At 68.3% G+C, this 20661-nt stretch carries 11 protein-coding genes; 4 read left to right on the forward strand and 7 right to left on the reverse strand.

Features of this window, described 5'->3' with window-relative positions; translation table 11 throughout:
- Positions 1-2: 2 nt before the first annotated feature.
- From R2707_16805 to R2707_16815, 3 genes are all read right to left on the reverse strand, one after another.
- Positions 3-7565 (reverse strand): isopeptide-forming domain-containing fimbrial protein, encoded by a 7563-nt coding sequence (locus R2707_16805; protein MEZ5246758.1) that lies wholly within the window; start codon positions 7563-7565, stop codon positions 3-5.
- Between the two features lie 147 nt (positions 7566-7712).
- Positions 7713-8666, reverse strand: a complete 954-nt coding sequence (locus R2707_16810; GenBank protein MEZ5246759.1) for a TIGR03621 family F420-dependent LLM class oxidoreductase — start codon at positions 8664-8666, stop codon at positions 7713-7715.
- 12 nt (positions 8667-8678) lie between these two features.
- Complete coding sequence (locus R2707_16815) at positions 8679-9968, reverse strand: amidohydrolase family protein (protein MEZ5246760.1); 1290 nt, start codon at positions 9966-9968, stop codon at positions 8679-8681.
- Between the two features lie 80 nt (positions 9969-10048).
- On the opposite strand from R2707_16815, the gene R2707_16820 reads away from it, so the two are divergent.
- The 3 genes from R2707_16820 (at position 10049) to R2707_16830 (ending at position 13360) form a co-directional block, all read left to right on the forward strand.
- On the forward strand, positions 10049-10684 hold the full coding sequence (locus R2707_16820) for a TetR/AcrR family transcriptional regulator (protein MEZ5246761.1): 636 nt from the start codon (positions 10049-10051) through the stop codon (positions 10682-10684).
- 80 nt (positions 10685-10764) lie between these two features.
- Positions 10765-11535 (forward strand): acetoacetate decarboxylase family protein, encoded by a 771-nt coding sequence (locus tag R2707_16825; protein ID MEZ5246762.1) that lies wholly within the window; start codon positions 10765-10767, stop codon positions 11533-11535.
- A 118-nt stretch (positions 11536-11653) separates the two neighbouring features.
- Entirely contained in the window at positions 11654-13360 is a 1707-nt protein-coding gene (locus tag R2707_16830) for a family 43 glycosylhydrolase (GenBank protein MEZ5246763.1), read from the forward strand.
- Positions 13361-13489: 129 nt separating this feature from the next.
- Here the strand turns inward: R2707_16830 and R2707_16835 are convergent, their stop codons facing one another.
- Genes R2707_16835 through R2707_16845 form a run of 3 tightly spaced genes read right to left on the reverse strand, consistent with a single transcriptional unit; the run spans position 13490 to position 17437 of the window.
- A complete protein-coding gene (locus R2707_16835; protein ID MEZ5246764.1) occupies positions 13490-13966 on the reverse strand; it encodes a nuclear transport factor 2 family protein in 477 nt (158 codons plus the stop codon).
- Positions 13956-15749, reverse strand: coding sequence for an ABC transporter ATP-binding protein (locus R2707_16840; protein ID MEZ5246765.1), 1794 nt, complete (start codon positions 15747-15749; stop codon positions 13956-13958). The genes R2707_16835 and R2707_16840 overlap by 11 nt, the downstream gene beginning before the upstream one ends.
- On the reverse strand, positions 15749-17437 hold the full coding sequence (locus R2707_16845) for an ABC transporter ATP-binding protein (GenBank protein ID MEZ5246766.1): 1689 nt from the start codon (positions 17435-17437) through the stop codon (positions 15749-15751). Before R2707_16845 ends, R2707_16840 begins: the two co-directional genes overlap by 1 nt.
- 215 nt (positions 17438-17652) lie before the next feature.
- Here R2707_16845 and R2707_16850 point away from each other — a divergent pair, with 215 nt between their 5' ends.
- The gene (locus tag R2707_16850) at positions 17653-18609 is read left to right on the forward strand and encodes a D-2-hydroxyacid dehydrogenase (GenBank protein MEZ5246767.1); all 957 of its coding nucleotides are present in this window, start codon (positions 17653-17655) and stop codon (positions 18607-18609) included.
- A 12-nt stretch (positions 18610-18621) separates the two neighbouring features.
- Here R2707_16850 and R2707_16855 read toward each other — a convergent pair whose 3' ends face one another.
- On the reverse strand, positions 18622-20553 hold the full coding sequence (locus R2707_16855; protein MEZ5246768.1) for an S-layer homology domain-containing protein: 1932 nt from the start codon (positions 20551-20553) through the stop codon (positions 18622-18624).
- Between the last annotated feature and the right edge of the window lie 108 nt (positions 20554-20661).

Consider the following 20661-nt stretch of genomic DNA (forward strand, 5'->3'; position numbering starts at 1 on the left):
GGTCAGGGGGTGGTGAGCGGGGGGCCGGCGGACCGGCGGCGGCGGGCCTCGAACACGAGGGCGCAGCCGAGCAGGATGAGGATCAGGGCCCAGCCGACGAAGCGGAGGACGTCGGAGCCGGTGATCGCGAGGATCGACTGGGCCGGTGTTTCGCTTCGTCGCGTGATGCCGGTGTCGGACGCCGTGATCTCATCGATCACCTCGCTCGGGATCGGGGTGCCGCCGACGGTGTTGCCACCCTCGACGATGCCGACGTTGACGATCGACTGCCCCTCGGGTCCGGTCACCGCCGTCGTGAGGACGATGGTGCTCGACGCATCAACGGCCAGCACGACATCGGTCGTGCAGGTCACCAGCTGACCGGCGGCGGCGCAGTCGAAGTCGTCGCTCTGCGCACTCACGTAGGCGAGCCCGGCGGGTAGGTCATCGGTGACGGTGATCGTGTCGTTGGTCGGCGAGGGACCGAAGTTGGTCACCTCGAGGGTCCAGTCGACGGTCTCACCGGTGACGAGCTCGCCACCGAGCGTCTTCTCGATCCCCAACAGAGCCAGCGGGATCTCGACCTCGTCGGTGTCGGTGTCGTTCTCGGGGACGGTGTCGGGAAGGCCGCCGGTCACCTCGACCGCCGCCGTGTTGACCACCCCGGGCGCCGCCTCGGCACCGACGGCGACGGTGACCTCGAGCGTCGACGTCGCCCCGACGGCCAACGGACCGGCGGTCAGGTCACAGGTGATCGACTGACCGGCGACGACGCACGACCAGTCGTCGGCGGCGATCGCGGTCGGGGTGAGCCCGGCCGGGATGTCGTCGGTGACGGTGATGACGCCCTCGGACACCGCGGGACCGTTGTTGGTGACCGTCAGCGTCCAGACGGCATCGCTGCCGACGGCGAAGACGCCGCTCGACGTCTTCGCGATGGCGATGTCGGCCTCGCGGCGTTCACCGAAGTCGACATCGTCGCGGTTCTCGCCGGCCCCGAGAACGACCTGGGTGGTGCGGTCACGTCCGCCGTCGAGGTCGTGGGTGGCGGCCACACCGGCCGGCAACGTGGTCGGGTCGATCGAGACCGTGTAGATGCCCGGGGCCAGGTTGCCGACCCCGTAGAGGCCGCCGCCGGCCGTCGTGGTGAGGTACTCGACATCGTCGAGCGACTCGTCGACGCCCACGGTCGCCGGGTCGTCGCCGAGCACTCCGTCGAAGCCGGCGAACTGCACGATCACGTCGACGCCGTCGAGCGGGGTCTCTCCGCCGTCCTGGACGCCATCGCCGTTGTCGTCGAGCCAGACGTAGTCACCGATGCTCCCGGTGCCGGTGTAGCCGAAGTCGACGTCGAGATAGCTCGGGTTCGCTCCCGTCAGCGTGATCGAGGTGACGATGCCGTCCATCACGCCGGGCTCGGCATTGTTGGCCTGCGTGTCGGTGATGTCGGGGGTGTCGACCAGCTCGAAGGTCTGCGAGAGCCCCGCGGGCAGGTCGGCCGTGTCGACGGTGACCGTGAGGGCGATGTCCTGGGGAAGACCGGTGAAGGAGTACTCCCCGTCGGCGTTGGTGGTGGTCGTGAGGGTGATCGTGGAGCCGTCGCCCGGGTCGAGCCACGACACGGTCACGTCGATGCCGGCGATGCCCGGTTCCCCGGCGTCCTGCACACCGTCGTTGTCGACGTCGAACCAGATGCGGTTGCCGAGGTCGGCGTTGGTCGGCGTGAGGCTGGCCGAGTCGTTGTCGTCCTCGTCGGGACCCACGCCGTCGTCGTGGTTGCCCGGCGTGGAATCGATGTCCCACTGGCTCGCCGACTCGACCTCGGCGATGTTGAGGATCGTCGTCGAGGCGTTGATCCGCACGACGATGTCGAGCGTGGCCGAAGCGCCCGGGGCCAGCGGCGACGCGAGCGTCCATGCGTCGGTGGTGTCGTCATAGGCGCCGTTGGCCGAGATGGCCGAGTCGAACACGACCCCCGCGGGGAGCACGTCGGTCACGACGACATCGGTCGCGGTGTCGACCGCGACACCGCTGTCGTCGTTGGTGACCGTGACCCGGTAGGTCACGAAATCGCCGAAGAAGTAGGGCGCCGATTCGACGATCGACTTGTCGATGGTCAGATCGATCCGGCGAATCCGTGCCGTTGCGTCGTCGGAACCGTGGACGCCGTCGGGCGCGCCGTTGTCGTCTCCGTACCCCCCGGTCTCGTTGGCCGACTCGCCGGTCGCGTCGTCGCCGGCAACACCGGAGTCGTTGACATGGTCGAAGGTGCCGGTCGTTCCCAGCGTCAGCAGCGATGCCTGCGGCTGGACGTCGAACTCGATCACGAACGAGTCACCCGCATCGAGCTGGGCGACGACGTCGGTCCACAGCAGGGGACCGACGGGACCGCCGGTGGGATCGGCCAGCGCGCCGAGCCCGCCACCGGTGTCGATCTGCGCGGAACCGGCCTGATACAGCCAGCCGGTGGGGAGCACGTCGTCGACGTCGATGTCGAAGGCCGACACCGGGCCGTCGTTGAAGACCTCGAGGCGCCAGCGGAAGTCCTCGCCCACCCGCGCGTCGGTCGCATCCATGCCGGCGGCCGGGGTCTTCTGGATCACGAGATCGGGGAACCCGACGGTCAACGTGTTGGTGTCGGCCGTCACCGGGTTGCGGGCGCCGCCGTATTCCGGCACGTCGGTGCCATCGGGAACCGCCGCCCGGTCGGCCGTGGAGAGGCCCCAGTAGCTGGTGACATCGGCCGTGTTGACCAGGTCCTGATCGTCGGCGAGATCGGCGGACGGGCCGATGACGACGTCGTAGGTGAAGGTCACGGATCCACCGGACGCGGCGACCGGTCCGGTCACCGTCCAGGTGAGGGTGCGGGGTCCGGCGCCGTCGAAGACCGGCGCGGGTGACCCGGTGACGTTGAACGGCACGCCGGCGCCTTCGGCCGGCAACGTGTCGACCACGGTGAGATCGTGCGCGTCGCCGTCGCCGTTGTTGGTGACGGTCACCGTGAAGCGGTGGGTGGCACCCACCTCGGTGTCGCACGCATCGGCGTCGAGGGCCGCCTCACAGGTCGTCGGACCCGGGTCGAGCACCTGCACGTCCTTGTCGATCACCAGCAGCGGCTCGATGACGTCGATGGTCTCCGCTTCGGGGCCGACCGTCTCGTCCCACACCTCACCGTCGAGATCCGACACGTCGTCGGGGTCGACGGCGATCTCGTCGGTCTCGTGCCACACCACGGTGGCTGCGTTGTCGCCCGTCGACGCAGTCGTGGCCGCGAGGTCGACATGGGTCGAGTACGGCAGCGTGATCCGGCATTCGGTGCCGTTGGCGAACACGTCGCCGAGATACCAGCCGGCGGTCTGGCCGTCGGGGGTGAGGGCGACGACATCGCCGGCGACGAGTGCACCACCGCCGACCCGCTCGCACTCGGGCCCGCTGATGACCGCCGTGCCGTAGCTGTCGAACTCGAGGAACGCGGGCAGCGTGTCGAACGCGGTCATGTCGAAGGCCCGGTTGTCGGGCGGGACAGCCACGGTGATCTCGAAGTCGACCGCCTCGCCGACGGCGTAGGTGGTCGTGTCGGTGTCGGTCAGGTCGAACGGGTCGCTGTCGAACGGAGCGACGTCCTTGGCCAGCGCGGCGAGCGGGAGCTCGACGGTGTCGGTGTCGGAGTCGGAGTAGGTCGTGCGTTCGTTCGCGGCAGGGCCGTCGTCGGCCCGGCTCTCGGCTGTGACCGTGCTCGTGTTGGTGAGCTGGGTGCTCGCCACCGCCGGACTGTCGATCGTCACCGTGTAGCTGATCGTCAGCGAGTCGCCGACCTCGAGCGCAGCGAGAGCCGGCACTTCCACCTGGGTCCAGGTGATGGTCCCCTCGGCGCTGGCCGGCACGCCGGCAGCGAACACTCCGCCGTCGGGGTTGTCGGCGGGAACGCCGGGTGCGAACGACACGCCATCGGGAAGCACGTCGGTAACGACCAGGTCGTAGGCCGCTGAGTTGCGTCCGGCACCGGCATCGGGATTGCTGATCTCCAGCGTGTAGGTGACCGTGTCGCCCGGTGCGACATTGCTGAGGCCGTCGGCGGGGGCATCAGTGTCGGTGCCGTCGTCGGACTTGGCGATCTGCGGGTTCGGTTCGAGAACGTTGGTCGTGATCCGGGGCGAGGAGGCCGTCGGGACCGGGTCGCCCGATGCCGTGTTCCAGTCGGCGTCGACCGTGTTGCGGATCGTGTCGCCCGCATCGACGCCGGGTGCGTCGTTGACGTCCACCGTGAAGGTCAGCGAGACCAGGTCATCGAGGCTGCCCACGGCGTTGCTCCACGCGGCCGGGAAGGTGACGGTGACGTCGTCGGCGGCTACTGCCACCACGAGGTCGCCCGCGTTCTGGCTGACGGAGCCGTCGACGTCGAAGTAGCCGGCGGTCGCCGACGTGATGGTCAGCGGGATGGTGGTGGCGCCGTCGTCGAGACTCAGCCCACCGGCGTCGAAGCTCACGAAGTCGATCTCGGTGTCGAGATCATCAGTGATCACTGCGTCGTACAAGTCCACACCTTCGGGAATGGTGACGTCGAAGGTGTAGGTGATGAGTTCGCCGATGGTGGCGCTCTGCGTCACTGCGGACGCCGGCGTGTTGGAGCTGTTGGTGCCACCGGCGTCGGTGTCGCTCGAGGTCTGGACCTTGACGACGGTGACGTCGGGGATCACGACGGTGGTCTGGTCGCGTGCACTGGTCGCGTTCTCCGCGGCCTGGTTGTCCTCGTCGATGTTGTCGGTCGGGACATAGGTCGGTGTCGTTCCGGCGTTGCCGTCGCTGCCCGTGTAGTCACGCACGCCGGCGTCGTTCACCAGGTCCTGCCCGGCCGCGATCGTCGCCGGCACGGTGATCGAGTACGACAGGGTGCTCGTCTCCTGCGGCGCGAGGTCGGCGATCGTCATCGTGAGGACACTGCGCCCGTCGGTGGCCTGGCCCCCGAGCGGGTAGCTCCCGTCGCCCGGGTCGAGGCAGGTGACGACCTCACCGGTCGTGAGGGTGGCGGCGGTTGTGACGTCGGCACAGACGATGCCGGCCGGGAGGATGTCCCACGTGCGGATGTCGAAGGCCGACGCGTAGAGGTCCTCCGTCGGGTTGGCGCCCGCCTCGAAGTCGTTCGTGATGTCGACCTCGTAGTCGAACACGTCGAGCTGCACCCCGCTCTCCGCGCCGTCGTCGGTCGGCTGCCCGGTCGGGGCGTTGCGCTTGTCGAGCACGATGTGGGGTTCCACGTGCGGATAGCCGGCCTGGTCGCGACTCGAGAACGTCACCCCACCGCTGTTGTCGTTGTTCTGGAGGGTCAGCTTCGCAAGGTTGTCGATGATGTCGACACCGGTGACGTCGCGGGGATCGTCGGACAGCCGGACCGAGAAGATCACCTCGAACCGATCGGCGGTGTTGTCGACGTAGAGGTCGGTGCCACCGCCGGGGATCGTGCTGCCGAGCGCCCAGCTCAACGCCTCGTCGGTCGCACCGCTCGGCGCGGTGCCGGGGCCGGCCACGAAGTCGTAGGCCTCGTCGATCACAGCGTCGTTCACCGTGAAGACCTGACCCGTGTTGGTGTCATCGCCCCAGAACGCCTCGAAGACCGAATCCGGCGGGATGAAGTCGGACACCACCGGATTGCGGAAGTGCAGGTCGCCGATGAAGTCGACGACGATCCGGTAACACACGCGATCGCCGGGCCGGTAGGCCCAATTCGCCTCATCGGGCGTGGGCGGCGCTTCGCTGGTGAAGGTGGCGGCATCACAGTCCAGCGTGACCCCGGGCGCGGTCGGCTGTGACACGCTCTTGTCGATGTTGACGACGCTCGATGCCTGGCCGGCCGACGACGCGTCCGGCGTGGTCTCGGTGACCCGGTCGAGGTCGACGGCGCCGTCCGTGATCGGACTGGTTGTCGCAGTGACGTCGACCTCGTTGGTGAACGCGTCGGCGCCGACGACCGGTGTGTCGTCGTCGAACGCCTCCTGGTAGTCGACCCGCACTCGCGAGGTGAAGGTGATCTCGAAGTCGTCGTTGGTGCCGAGGTCGGGAACCGTCGACCACACGAGCGTCCAGGACCCGTCGGTGTCCTCGGTGACCGTGTCGGGATCGTCGACGCCACCGTCGACGAGCGGTGCCGGGAGACCGCCGGTCTGCAGACACTCGGTGCCGACCGGTGCGATGGTCTCGGGATTGCCGGCCGACAGGATCGGACACTGGCCGTCGGGCAGCGTGTCGGTCACGACGATGCCGGTGGCGTCGCGGTACTCACCGGTCTCGACGAGAAGGCTCCATCCGGGCAACTCGGTCTGCGTGAACACGCCGTCGTCGACCGACTTGTGGATCGAGAGGTCTTCCGCGGTGACCACCCAGGAGTCCTCGGCAGTCGAGGTCAGGTCGTCGACCCCCGGGTTGTAGTTGCCCGTCGCCCGCGACCAGTTGCGCAGCGACTGCTCGTCGGTCGTCAGTGGTCCGGAGTTGTTGTCGAGATCGGCGGTGTCGTCGCCGATGTCGAGATGGCCGGGCGCGAACGTCGCGGTGTTCTCCCGCAGCGGGATACCGGCCGCGTACATGAGCTCGAACCGTTCGCCGGGTGCCATCGTGCCGACGGTCGCCGTGAGGTCCCACACGACGTGCGTGTAGACGCCGGCGGCCTGGCCCGGGAACTCCTCGTCGGCTGCCAGGGTGACCGTCTCGACGGTGGTCGGGGTCTCACACGTGGCGGCGACACCGTTGCTCGTCGGGTCGACGGGGGCGACCCCGACGCCGAGCGCACCGGCACCCGCATACTCCTCGGTGCCGGTGGCCGACACGTTGGTCGCGGGCACGGTGTCGGTGTTGTCGACGGCGCCGCAGCCGAGGAACTCGAGCCCGGCGGGCAGGTAGTCCTCCACGATGATCGAATCCGTCGGATCGACCAGGTTGTTGTCGACCGTCAGGCTGTAGGTCGTCCACTCCGTGTGGACACCACGGAGGAGCTCGGACTCGGCATTCGGCTCGAACTTCTCGATGTCGATCGCCTCGATCCGGGTGACCACCGTGGCGGTGTCGAACGCCGAGGTGTCGCCGTTGTCGACATGGGCACCCGTGGCATCGAAGTCGGGGATCTGGCGAACGTCGCCGGACATGTAGGCGCCACCGGAGTTCGTGACCGACGATCCCACTGCGAACGACGCCTCGGTCAGATCGACCGTGACCGTGATGGACCGCGACACTCCGGATTGGAGGTCGGCCACGTTCTCGAACAGCAAGGTGGTCTGACCGGCGGCGGGGGAATCGGCGAACACCGTGGGATTGCCCGCGCTCGATGACACGAACGTCGCGCCGGGCGGGAGCACCTCGCGGAACGTGAGGTTGTAGCCATCGGCCCCGGTTCCGTTGTTGGTCGCGGTCAGCGTGTAGGTGACGTCCTCGCCGTAGAGGATCGTGGCCGGCCCGGACTTGGTGAAGTCGAGCGACGCGTCGTTGGCAGCCGCTGCGGGTTCGGGCGAAGCGACGAGCTCCACGACGGTGAGGCTGGTGGCGAGCAGGGCTGCGAGGCTCAGCATCGCGACCGGGCGGCGGGGGAAGCGGCGAATCACAGGAGGACGGTAGCACAGTGCCCCGCCACACACCCGGGAACCTCGCTGGGCACTGCGTGACCTCGAACGAACAGCGTTCAGAACGCCCCCCCGGCGGCCAGCTCGGGGGTAACCGCTGTAGCGGGTGTCTGACACCGGTGTGGCGGGTCAGGGGAGCGACGAGAGAACCGGGGCGAAGGCGGCGATCTTCTCGGGCGTCGGGCAGCGGACCACAAAGGTGGTGATGCCCCAGCGGTCGTGGCCGGCGCGGAAGTGCGCAGCGATCTCCTCGACCGAGCCGATCGCCATGTAGGGAGTGACGGCCGCGATCTCCTCGGTGATGCCACCTTCCTCGTCGATCGTCTCGGCCAGCGCGGCCTCGCGATCGTCGGTGACCTCACACACCTGCACGAGCGCACTGAAGTCGATGGCCCGGTCGTGAACCGCGGCACCCTCGCGCACCTGGGCAACCTGCTGGTCGAGCCGATCCAACGCCCAGCTCACCGTGTGACGGTGTCCGTCCGGCAACGTCCTCCCGAGCCCGATCAGCCCGACGCCGTCGGCATGGGCTCCGATGTGGCGCAGCATCGCCGCGCCCTGACTTCCCACCAGGATCGGCATCCGCTCCTGCAGGGCACGGGTCACCGCGGCGCCTTCGACCCGATAGTGCTCGCCCGCGAAGTCGACCGTCTCACCGTCGAGCAGGGGCCGGATGATCTCGACCGCCTCGCGCAGGCGAGCCTTGCGCGCCGCCGGCGGATCGAAGGGGATGCCGACCTCGGCGTACTCGTGCCCCGAGTGTCCGGCTCCGAGACCGAGCTCGAACCGGCCACCCGAAATCCGATCGAGTGTTGCCGCCTCCCACGCCAGCTGCACGGGATGGCGCATGTCGTTGTTGAGCACATAGGTGCCGATGCGGATCCGCTCGGTCGCGGTCGCCATGGCCGTCAGGTTGAGCATCGGCGCGTGGCGATCCGGACCGATGTGGTCGGCCACCATGACGATGTCGAACCCGGCCGCCTCCGCCGCGCGCGCCCACCTCACCGGGTCGAGCACCTGGGCACCGACCAGTTGGAGGCCGACGCGGATCGGTCTCGCCGACCTGTAGCGGGTGTCTGACACCGCTGTGACGGGTTACTCGGGCCAGTCGATGTTGTAGTCGTCGAACCAGAACCGGGCTTCGCGGATGGCGTTCTCGGGGGTACGCAGCGAGATGTCCTGGTTGAGCTGCTCGGGGGTCGGGCCGATGTCGGCGGCGATCTTGGTGAGGCCGTCGACGTCGAGGTCGTAGCAGCGCACCGCGTTGAGGCCCAGCAGCAGTCGCGTCTCCTCGACCGGGATCTGCTGGAAGTCGGTCTCGAGCCGCTCGACCGTGTTGGGCCACGAACCCTCGGGATGCGGATAGTCGGTGCCCCACATGAGGGCGTCGACCCCGTTGACATAGCGGCGTCGGAGCTCGACCTTGCTCATGGTCGACGCCCCGATGAACACGTTGGTGCCGATGTATTCCGACGGCAGCTTCTGGATCAGGTTCTTGGTGCGCGAGGCCATCTTCTTGACCTTCCAGTTCTTGCCGCCGAACACGGAGTCGGTCTTGAACAGCAGATCACCCAGCCACCACGACCCGCACTCGACCGGCACGTACTTGAGGTTCGGGAACTTGTCGAACTTGCCCGAGAGCAGGAGCTGCCACAGCGGACGGTGGGTCCAGAACGCGACCTCGAGCATGTACTGGGCCATGTTCTCGTTGTAGGCCTCGGTGTCGGCCTCGCCCGAGTGGGTGTGGACGACGAGGCCGGCCTCGGCGCAGGCGGCCCAGACGGGGTCGTAGCTCTCGTGGCCGTACGACGGCTTGTCGTGCCACATGGTCGGGATCATGATCCCCTTGATGCCGGGCTTGCCGGCGAGGGCTTCGATCTCCTTGACCGCCTCGTCGACGCCATGGGTGATCGGCACGAGGGCGACGCCGGCCCGGCGGGGCGGGTTGGTCGCGCAGAACTCCTCGAGCCAGCGGTTGTGGGCCCGGGCCCCGGCCCAGGCCAGCTTCGGGTCGGTGATGGCACCGGCGGAGAGCCCGGCACCGAACGGTGGCGACTCCATCCCGGTGACGGCATCGCCGTCGGCGAAGATGATCTCGCCGGCCACCCCGTCGGCGTCGAGGGTCTTGTCGCGAATCGCCGGGTCGTAGGCGCCCTTCAGGCCGATCTCGTTCTCGCGCTCCCACTGCTCGACGTATTCGCCGTTCATCTCCTCGACCATGGCGCGGTGTTCGTGACGCGTGGCCAGCCATTCGTCGAACTCGGCGTGGACCGACGAGTCGAGGTACTCGCGATAATCCTCGACGAAGAGACCCGCGTGCGTGTCGGACGACACGATGATGTACGGGTTGTTGCTCTGATCGATGCCATCGAGCGGATTCGGCATGGTCTGGTCCTCGTTCTCGTGTGGTTCTCGTGCGGTTGTTCGCTTGCGACTGGACTAGAACACTGTCATAGTCGGCTGTCGTGAGCAAGCCCGCAACCACCGGCCGCCGCGCCGGTCTCGACCGAGACGACATGGTCGCCGCCGCGCTCACCCTCGTCGAGAACGAGGGTCCTGCCGCGCTGACGATGCGCCGGCTCGCCGCGGAGCTCGACGTCACCACGACCACCGTCTACTGGCACGTCGGCAGCCGCGACGAGCTCATCACCGAACTGATCCGCCACCAGTCCGAACGACAGGCGGCGCGGCCGGTGACCGGCTCGACCCCGCGCGAACGGGTGATGGGCGCGGCCCGCCATGTGTGGGACAGCGCCCTCGAACACCGGGCCATCACCTCGCTCGCCCACCAGACGGGCACCACCTCGCTGCTCGAACACCCCCTCGAAGTCGCCCTCGTCCGCGAGCTCGAAGCCGCCGGACTCACCGGCGCCACCGCAGCCGAGGCGATGCGGGCGATCCTGTCGACCGTCGGCGGTTTCCTGGTGCTCGCCCTGCGCGACCAATCCGCCATCGCCGAGGACCGCCGCGCCCCCGCCCTCTGGGCGGCGACCGATGCCGGCCTCGATCCGAGCACCATCACGGCGCTGTGCGGTCCGCCCGACCTCGAGGCACTCTTCGACACCGCGGTGCAGGCCGTCGTCGACCGCTACGTGGGGTAGCGCACCGCCGCCACGAACCACGACGTTTCGCATGATGTCGCCATGACGTGGGAACATCGTCGCTGTATGAGGAGGCTCTGATGTCCGATACTGCCGCAGCCCTGAAGTCCAACCCCGGTGAGATCGCCGGTTGGCCGAAGCTCGTCGTGAAGTACACCACCGACGAATCCAACATCGCGCCGCTGCTCCCACCCGGCCTCTCGCCGATCGACAACATCGTGCAGGTCGGCGTCTACTGCATCCCGATCCTCAACGAGCCCGAGTACGGCTGCAGCATCAAGGTGTCGGCCGAATGGAACGGCGTCGCCGGCCAGTACAACCTCGGCATGGGCATCGACCAGGAGGCCGCCGTGCACAACAGCGGCGAGATCAACGGGCAACCCAAGTTCCTGTGCGACATCGACTACTTCCGCCTGGGCGACCACGTCGGCGCGCGGGCGACGCATCAGGGCTACACCTTCTTCGAGTACTCCGGCGACGTCAGCGGCCCCGGCGACGTGGTCGAGGGGGACTTCACCGAACACGAGTGGTGGACCAAGTACTCCCGTGCCATCGGCAACCTCGAGAAGCAGTACGACTTCGCCCCTGTCGTGGTCGACGTGGCGACGACGTTCGAGCAAAAGCACGTCGAGAACCTCGAAGGCGAGATGATCCTGCGCGACAGCCCGTGGGATCCGGTCGCCCGCTACCTCCCGTGCAACGAGGTGGTGTCGGCCCAGCTCGTCACCCATCAGGCCAAGGCTCGCAACATCACCAACGCCGGCCCTCTCGATGCCGACGCCTTCTGGCCCCATGCCGACACGATCGGCGGCAGCCGCTGGCCGGGCGAGCGTGGCGGCCCCCGTCGGTAGACGTCGACGCACCCGCGGCGCAGGCCGCGGACACATCCGAGCGGACCACACCTAGTGTCGTGACCAGCGCGCTCCTCGGGCGGAGGGGAGCGCTGGCAGCAGACAGGCGGGAGTGGCGATGCGGCGGTGGGGAATCGTTTCGGTCGGGCTGGTGTTGGCCCTCGTGCCGACGCCGGCGAGTGGGCTGCACGACGACACGGTCGACTCCGGTGCCCGGTACGGGAGTGACTTCCCGGATCCCCACGTCGTCTACGACGCCGCCAACCACACCTACATCGCGTTCGCCACCAACACGGGCGGCTTCACCCTTCCCACCCTGACCGCCGGCAACCTCGACGACTGGGCCCTCCAGCCCGACACGTTCTCACCGCCCCGCTGGGCGGCGCCCGTCGTCGGTGACGCGGAGCTCTGGGCCCCCTCGGTCCACCAGCTCGCCACTGGCGAGTGGCGCGCCTACTCCGCCATTCGGGAGCGGACGACCTCGACCCAGAACCGCTACTGCATCTCGGTGGCCGAAGGGCCGGGCCCCGCCGGTCCGTTCGTGGACTCGAGTGACGCGCCGCTCACCTGCGGTTACGGATCCGCCGGAGCCATCGATCCATGGGTGTTCGTCGACGGCAGCGGCGTTCCCTGGCTGCTGTGGAAGATGGAGGACCACCGGAGCGTCGTCCTCGCCGACGACGACGTGCACTTCCCACTCCCAGCGACGCTGGTCGAGGAGCGTGCGCAGCTCCGCGACGAAGGCGAGGAACCGCCGCAACGGATCCTGCGTCCGGCGGCCGACGCGATCTGGTCACAACGCCTCGACCCGTCCGGTCTCGCGTTCCACCGACCCGACGAGGCCGATCCCGACGAGGCGCCATCGTGGGCGTCGGTCCTGCTCACCGCGCAGGCGACAACGTGGGAACGCAGCATCGTCGAGAGTCCGGCGCTGTTCGAAGCGGGCGGCCGTCTCCACCTCCTCTACAGCGGCAACCGGTACCAGTCACACGAATACGCCACCGGCTGGGCGACGTGTGACAGCCCGGCCGGACCGTGCACACGGGCTCGCTCCACCCCGATCCTCACCCATGACGGCACCATCAACGGCCCCGGCGGTGCGTCGGTCTTCGTCGACGCGGCCGGCGACACCCGGGTCGCGTTCCACGCATGGACTGCGCCACACGTGTCGTATCGCGACGGCGGACGCCGGCTCCTGCACATCGAACAACTCTGTGTCCTGCCCGACGCATCCCTCTCGGTCGGGTTTCCCGCCGGTTGGAGCTTCTGCGACGTCGACCCGACGACCTGGTTCGGACCCGGCATCACCTGGATGGCCGACGAGGGCGTGACGACCGGAGTGAGCGAGGGTCGGTTCGTTCCCGAACGTTCGCTCTCTCGCGCCGAGGCCGTCACGTTCCTGTGGCGGTGGGCCGGGAGTCCGGCACCGTCCGCGTCGAGCCCCTTCACCGATGTCGAAGCGGGCCGGTACTACACGCAGGCCGCGCGCTGGGCCGCCGAGGTCGGCATCATCAGGGGCACCACGCCCACCACCTTCGCGCCCGATGCGCCGATCGATCGAGCCCAGGTCGTGACCATCCTGCACCGCGCCCACGGCGAACCCGACCCGGGCGAGGGCTCGTCCTTCGCCGATGTTCCCGACGACTCGTTCTTCTCTACCGCCACCGCCTGGGCCGCCGCGACCGGCATCACGACCGGCCGCACGCCCACCGAGTTCCGACCCTTCGAACAGGCGACGAGAGCCCAGTTCGCCACCCTGCTGTGCCGCTTCAGCCGACTCCCCGGCGACGACCGGGTCGGGACGGGTTCGATCTGTCCCGGGTGAGTGGGCCGGCCCGGTGGCCGAGTCCAGCCTCGTCGTGATCTGTAGCGGACTGACCTGATCACGGGGCCCGGCACCGGTCATCGAGCACCTCGGTCAGCGGGGCCGGGGCGCGACCGTCTGGGAGTCCGGTCAGGACTCGTTGGTGAACCAGTCGGCGACGAGGTTGAGGCCGGTGATGCCATCACGCGGGTACATCTCCTCGTAGATGCGGCGATAGCCGGTGGCCTTGATCCGCCAGCCGTCGTCGGTCTTGACGTAGTCGTCGTAGTAGAAGGCCGCGCCATAGATGTTGATTCCGTGGTCGCCGACGACGACGTTGTCCTCGAGCTTCCAGATGCCCGATGCCGTCCCGTCGCCGTTGAGCGTGATCTCGGGATGGTGCACCGCGTGGCTGGACAGGAACTTCTCCGACCCCATCGACTCCTTCAGGAACGCGATGACCGCCTCGACGCCGTCGAAGCTGTACTTGCCGTCGCTGTAGCGAGCCACCACGTCGTCGGTCAGCACGGTGCGCATCTCGTCGAACTGGTGCTGGTCGAGGACCCGCAGATACTTGTACTTCAGCTGCTTGATGAGTTCGATTTCGACAAGATCGTCAGGAGTCATGGCCCAATCCAACCACCCAGGCCGTGTAGAGGTCGAAATAGCGACCGCCGGCGGCGACGAGCTCATCGTGTGAGCCGACCTCGACCAGACGACCGTCGGCGACCACCGCCACGCGGTCGCAGCGCTCCGAGGTCGACAACCGGTGTGCGATCGCGATGACGGTCCGGCCCTGCATGAGCGTCTCCATCGCTGTCTCGACCGTCGCTTCGGTCCCCGGGTCGACCGACGACGTGGCCTCGTCGAGGATCAACACGGCGGGATCGGCGAGCGCGGCGCGAGCCAACGAGACCAGCTGCTTCTCCCCGGCCGACAGCCGGCTTCCCCGCTCCCGCACCTCGGTCGCGAGCCCGTCGGGGAACTGTTCGAACCTGTCGAGCACGCCGATCCGCGCAGCCGCGTCGCGCACCTCGTCGTCGGTTGCGTCGGGACGGGCGACCCGGATGTTGTCGGCGATCGTGCCGGTGAACAGGTAGCCCTCCTGGGGGACGACCACCACCTCGTTGCGCAACGACCGCAGGTGGATCCGGCGCAGGTCGACGTCGCCGATGCGCACGACACCGTCGGTGGGGTCGTAGAACCGGGCGATCAGCTTGGCCATGGTCGACTTCCCCGCACCCGTCGGACCGACGAATGCCACCCGCTCACCCGGTGCGATCTCGAGGTCGATGCCGGAGAGGACCGGATCGCCGCCGCCGTATCCGAAGGTCACGTCGTCGAGCACGATCGACGCGCCGACCGGGAAGTCGACGCCGTCGGCCGGTTCGTCGATCGCCACCGGTTCGTCGACGAGGCCATAGAGCTTGTGCAGCGCCGCGGTCGCCGACTGGACCATGTTGAAGAGCTGACTCAGCTGCTGCACCGGCTCGAAGAGCGTGCTGAGCAGGAGGATGAAGGCGACGACGGTGCCGAGGCTCAGTCGCCCCTCGCTGACCATCCAACCACCGACACCGAGCGCCACCGCGGTCGTCGCCGCCCCGGCGAACTCGACGATCGGCAGGTACCAACACTGGATGCGCACCGAGGCCATGTGGGTCCGGTACAGCGAGAAGTTCGCGTCGGAGAACCGCCGGGCTTCGATCTCCTCGCGTCCGAATGCCTGCACGACCCGCACACCGCTGATGCCCTCCTGAAGGCTCGAGAGGGTGTCGCCGATCTCTTCGCGAACGGTGAGATACGCCGCATTGGAGTCGCGCTGGAACTTGATGCTCGCCACGACCACGAACGGCACGGCGATCGCGCACAGCAGCATCAGCTGCCACGACAGGATCAGGAGGATGACGAACGAACCGACCAGCAACAGCGCAGCGCTGGTGAACATGATCAGCCCGAACTGCACGAGCTCCTGGAGCGAGTCGACGTCGGAGGTCATCCGCGACACCAACACGCCGGCCTTCTCGCGGTCGAAGAACGACATCGATTGCCGCAGGAGGGAGTCGAAGACCCGGACCCGCATGTCGCGCAGGAAGTGTTCCCCGACCCGGGCCAGCAACACGATGGCGCCCCGGTAGCAGGCATAGCTGACGACCGCGACGACGACATACAGCGCGATCGCCAGGTTGAGCTGCCCGACGTCGTCCTTCGCGATGCCTTCGTCGATGCCCCGCCGCACCAGCAGCGGACCGGCCAACAGCATCGCCGTCCACACGACGATCAGGCCCACCGCGCCAGCGGCGCCGCGCCGGTAGGGCGTCAGCATCCGTGCGGTCCGGCGCAGCACCTTGCGGGTCGCTTCGATGTCGAGTTGATCTTCCGGATCGGTGGCGTGACCCCATGCCCAGCCCATCAGCGGGCCCCCTCGGGAGCGTCACGATCCACCGCGAGCACTTCCCGGTAGCGGGCGTTGGTCTCGAGGAGTTCGGCGTGAGTTCCCTCGGCTGCGACACGACCGCCGTCGAGCAGCACGACTCGGTCGGCGAGGGCGATGGTCGCCGGCCGGTGGGCGATGACGAGGGTCGTGCGGCGGTCCATCACTTCGCCCAGCGCGTCACGGATCTCGTGCTCCTTGGTCGGATCGACCGCCGAGGTCGCGTCGTCGAGGATCAGCACCCTGGGGTCGGCCAGGATCGCCCGGGCGATGGCGATGCGCTGTCGCTGGCCGCCCGACAACGAGAACCCCCGTTCGCCGATCTCGGTCTCGTAGCCGTCGGGCAGGTCGCGGATGAACTCGTCGGCCCCGGCCAGCCGCGCCGCCCGTTCGACGAGCTCGAACGGCGCTTCGGGATCGGCGAACGCCACATTGTCGCGAATCGACGACGAGAACAGGAACGTCTCCTCGAAGACGAGCCCCACCGACCGACGCAACTCCCGGCGGCGGACGTCGCGCACGTCGACCCCGTCGAGGAGCACGGCACCCCGGTCGACGTCGTAGAAACGGGGCAGGAGACGAGCGACCGTGCTCTTGCCGGATCCGGTCGCACCCACGAGGGCCACGGACTCACCCGGCTCGATCGTGAGCGAGAGGCCGTCGAGCACCCCGGCGCCGGTGCCCGACCGATAGTCGAACGCCACCTCGCGGAACTCGACCCGGCCGAGCGCACCGTCCGTCGGCAACGGGATCGGATGCTCGCGATCGACGATCCGCGGCGCGGTCTCGAGCACCTCGCTGATCCGCTCACCGGCAGAGGCGGCCCGCTGGGCGTTGGCCACGATCATGCCGAGCATCCGCAACGGTTGGACGAGCATCATCACGTAGATGTTGAAGCTGACGAGCTGACCGACGGTCATGTCGCCGTTGAGCACGAGGTGACCGCCGTAGCCGAGGACCGTGATGAGACCGATGTTCGGCAGGATCTCGATGGCCGGCATGTAGCGCGCCCGGATCACCGACGAGCGCATCGACTCGTCGAACACGTCGTCGGCCTCATCGCGGAGCTTCGCGGCCTGCACCGGTTCGGAGCCGAAGCCCTTCACGACCCGCACGCCCGACACGGTCTCCTCCACCACCGCGGCGAGCTGCGCGGCCTCCTGTTGCACGGCGAGCACCGCCGGGTGCAGCCGTTGTGCGAACCGTCGCCCGAGCACGTTGACCAGCGGGAGCGAGACCAGCGCGAGCACCGCCAACACGGGCTGGATGATCAACATGATCACCGTCACCGAACAGACGATGAGGAAGTTGCCGAAGGTCAGCGGGACGAGCACCACCACGTTCTGGAAGTGCTGGAGGTCGGTGTTGCCCCGGCTCATGAGCTCGCCGGTGGCGTTGGCGTCGTGGAACGAGAAGTGGAGGCGCTGCACGTGGGCGAAGAAGCGGTCGCGCAGCTTCGCCTCGATGAGGCGGGCGTTGCGGAACGCGAGATAGCGCCGCACGCCGAGGAAGACGGCCGACACGAAACCGGCCGTGAGGATGAGCAGCACCCACTGGAGCAGCGGACCGTTCTGACGCACGCCTCGATCGAGACCGAGTTGCACCATCAGCGGCACGGTGACTCGACCCGCCGTCCACAACACCGACGCGAGCATGCCGAACAGCACGCCCCACTTCTCGTCTCTGGCCGTCTGCCAGATGAGCAGCCACCCGGCTCGACCGGTCGAGTCGAAGGCGCCGCCACCGGCCTTCAGCTGGTCCGGCGCGTGGTCCCGTGAAGTTGCAGTCAGCGTCGATCCCTCCCCCCGGTGCGACGACCCTCACACGGTACGGCCGTGGTCGTCCATTCAGTTTCATCGACCCATCGGTCTAGGGTCCGGCCATGAAGATCCTGCTGCTCCGGTCGGCCGTCGATCGGATCGGTGAACGCATCCTCGACATCGCTCCCGATGCCCGGTTCGTCATCATCGAGGACGACGCGTCCGTCACCGGCGACGCGACCGGCGTGGAGGTCGTCTACTGGGGGCACGGCGCGCACGGCGACCGCCGAGCGCGGACGTTCCTGGCGTCGTGGAACGATCCCGAACTGCGCTGGGTGCAGGGCTCCAACGCCGGCTACGACCACCCGATCTGGACGGACCTGCTCGACCGGGGTGTCGCCTTCACTCGGGCCGCCGACATCTGGGTCGAACCGATGGCGCAGTACATCCACGCATGGGTGCTGGCGTGGTCGCAGGGTCTGGCCGGACAGATCGACCGCTCGCGGGCCCGCGAGTGGACCAGCGTCCAACCCGACGACGTGACCGCTCGGACCCTCGCGATCATCGGCTTCGGCGGGATCGGACGACCGACGGCCCGCATCGCCAAGGCGCTCGGGATGCGCGTCATCGCCACGCGGCGCACGCCCGGCCCGGCGCCCGACGTCGACCAGATGTACACCCCTGACCGTCTCCACGACGTGCTCGCCGAGGCCGACTATGTCGCACTTTGCACCCCCCTCACCGACGACACCCGCGACCTCATCGGCCCGGCCGAGTTCGCCGCGATGCGACCGGGCGCCGTGCTGATCAACGTGTCCCGCGGCGAGGTCGTGGACGAGGACGCGCTCGCCGACGCGCTGACCACCGACTCGATCCGCGGCGCGACGATCGATGTCACCCGCACCGAACCACTGCCGGCCGACTCGCCCCTCTGGGCGCTGCCCAACCTGGTGATCACCGCCCATCAATCGGGCGAAGGCCCCCGCAGCAACGAACGCCTCGATGCGCTCTTCCTCGACAACCTCGAGCGCTACGTGAACGGGCTACCCCTCCGGAACGTGGTTGCTCCGGAGGGATAGCTCATTCGTGGACTACTGGCCGTAGACCGTGATGCAGTCGGTGTCACCGACGTAGCGGAACAGGAAGGTGGCCATCTCACCACGGTTCAGGGCCCGCTCCGGATCGAAGGTGGTCGGGCTCGTACCGGTCGTGATCCCTTCGGCGAACATCCACCCGACCGCCTGATCGTAGAACTTCCCGACCGCGACATCTCCGAACGTCGCCGAACCGAGCGCCGCGTCGGGTTCACCGGCAAGACGCCAGAGGAACGTGGCCAGCTCGCCTCGGGTGAGTACCCGCTCCGGATCGAACGTGGTCGGGCTCGTGCCGGTGGTCAGCCCTTCGGCGAACATCCACCCGACCGCCTGATCGTAGAACTTCCCGACCGCGACATCCCCGAACGTCGCCGAACCGAGGGGTCCGGACGGTTGACCTTCGAGCCGCCACACGAACGTGGCCAACTGGCCGCGGGTCACCCCGTCGAGGGGAGAGAACTCACCCGGGCCGGTACCCGTCGTCAACTCGCGGTACGAGAGCCAGCCGACGGGGATGTCGTAGAAGGCGTTGAGCGGGACGTCGTCGAAGACGTCGCTCCCCCGCTCGAAGCTCACGCAGCCTTCGCACTCGACCAAGGCGAAGACCGAGTCGGGGAGGCTGTCGCCCTCGCCCCAGAACTCGCCCAGGTCCCACCAGGTGTAGCGGAAGCAGCCGCCGCCGTAGCTGACGGCGGCTCGGGCCCGCTTGTCGCCGACCGCGTCGATGACCGACGTCGACTCGGAGGCGGCACCGTCACCGCTCACCGTCCAGGTGAACAACTCGCCGGCGTTGTCGCCACCCGGCCCGACGTGGGAGACCACGGCGTACTCGTCGTCGAGCGGCGAGTAGGCCACCCGGGCCCGGAAGGGCTTGCTGCCGTCGAAATCACCGAGTTGCTCGGCATCGGCCTCATCGAAGGAACCATCCGGTTCGATGAAGTTGAAGAAGTGCTGGTCGCCGTCGCCCTGGTCGGAGCGGTAGATGATCATGAAGCGATCACGGGTCGAGTCCCAGGCCAGCTCGGGCACACCGTCGGTGCCGGTGCCCACGGTGGAGATGTCGAGGGGCGCGGTGTCGAAGTCGATGTCGAAGAGGCCACCACCGGCCGACGAGACCGACACGATCCGGGCCGAGGCGTGGTTGCCGTCCGCGTCGCGCTGCCACGACACGGCCCAGACGTCGGAGGTGGACGAGTAGGCGACGGCGACACCGTCGTCGGCCTCCTCCTCGGAGATGTCGACGGCGTCGCCGTCGAGCACCCACGCGCCGGACTCGTCGATGACCGTCGCGAGGATGGTCTGGATGAAGCTCACGCCACCGTCCACACCGCGGGCCTTCCAGCTCACCAGATAGACGCCCTGCTCCGGGCTCCACTCGGTCTGCACGTGCTCGATGTCGGAGAAGTCATTGTCGGCGTCGGTCGTGACGCCCGACTTGCTGGCGGCGATGACGAAGTTGTCACCGATCAGCGTGCCGTCGGAATCGACTCGCTGGCCGTAGACGATTGCGTCGTCGGTCCAGGTGACGAGCCACTCCGAGTTCGTGGAATTCCACGACGCGAACGGCGGTTCGAACTCGTCGAATCCGGCCGAGGGAAGATCGGGATTGACGAAGATGTCGGCACCGATGACACCGGTTTCGTCGATGACCCGCGCGTGGATCGAATCGACGAGATCGCCATCGTCGACCGCAGTGTTGTAGACGATCAGCGAACGACCGGTGACCGGGTCGGAGGAGATGTGGGGCCAGCCGTGAGCGGTCCCGACCCCGTCACCCTCGGCCACGGTGAAGGTCTCGGCGATGGGTACCTCCGTGTCGGCCCCGACCGGGCCGGGGCCCGCTGCGGCACCGGCCGAGCCGACCGTCAGCAGCGGTGCCACCAACGCAGCTGCGAGTGCGGCCGCCGTCCATCGTCGTCTCAACTGCATACAGAAGCTCCTCGTCGGTACCGTCCCGAGGCGGCAACATAGACCACCAGGCGAGCCGGAACCCGTCACGTCCGGTGACCGGACGCGCAACCGGCCGCAGGGACGCCC

The sequence above is a fragment of the Acidimicrobiales bacterium genome (genome assembly GCA_041394245.1).
Classification (GTDB): domain Bacteria; phylum Actinomycetota; class Acidimicrobiia; order Acidimicrobiales; family Aldehydirespiratoraceae; genus JAJRXC01.

Coding starts and splice junctions, on each gene's coding strand:
- R2707_16825 (MEZ5246762.1), top strand. CDS start 10,765: ATGTCCGATACTGCCGCAGCCCTGAAGTCCAACCCCGGTGAGATCGCC.
- R2707_16840 (MEZ5246765.1), bottom strand. CDS start 15,749: ATGGGCTGGGCATGGGGTCACGCCACCGATCCGGAAGATCAACTCGAC.
- R2707_16835 (MEZ5246764.1), bottom strand. CDS start 13,966: ATGACTCCTGACGATCTTGTCGAAATCGAACTCATCAAGCAGCTGAAG.
- R2707_16830 (MEZ5246763.1), top strand. CDS start 11,654: ATGCGGCGGTGGGGAATCGTTTCGGTCGGGCTGGTGTTGGCCCTCGTG.
- R2707_16850 (MEZ5246767.1), top strand. CDS start 17,653: ATGAAGATCCTGCTGCTCCGGTCGGCCGTCGATCGGATCGGTGAACGC.
- R2707_16855 (MEZ5246768.1), bottom strand. CDS start 20,553: ATGCAGTTGAGACGACGATGGACGGCGGCCGCACTCGCAGCTGCGTTG.
- R2707_16815 (MEZ5246760.1), bottom strand. CDS start 9,968: ATGCCGAATCCGCTCGATGGCATCGATCAGAGCAACAACCCGTACATC.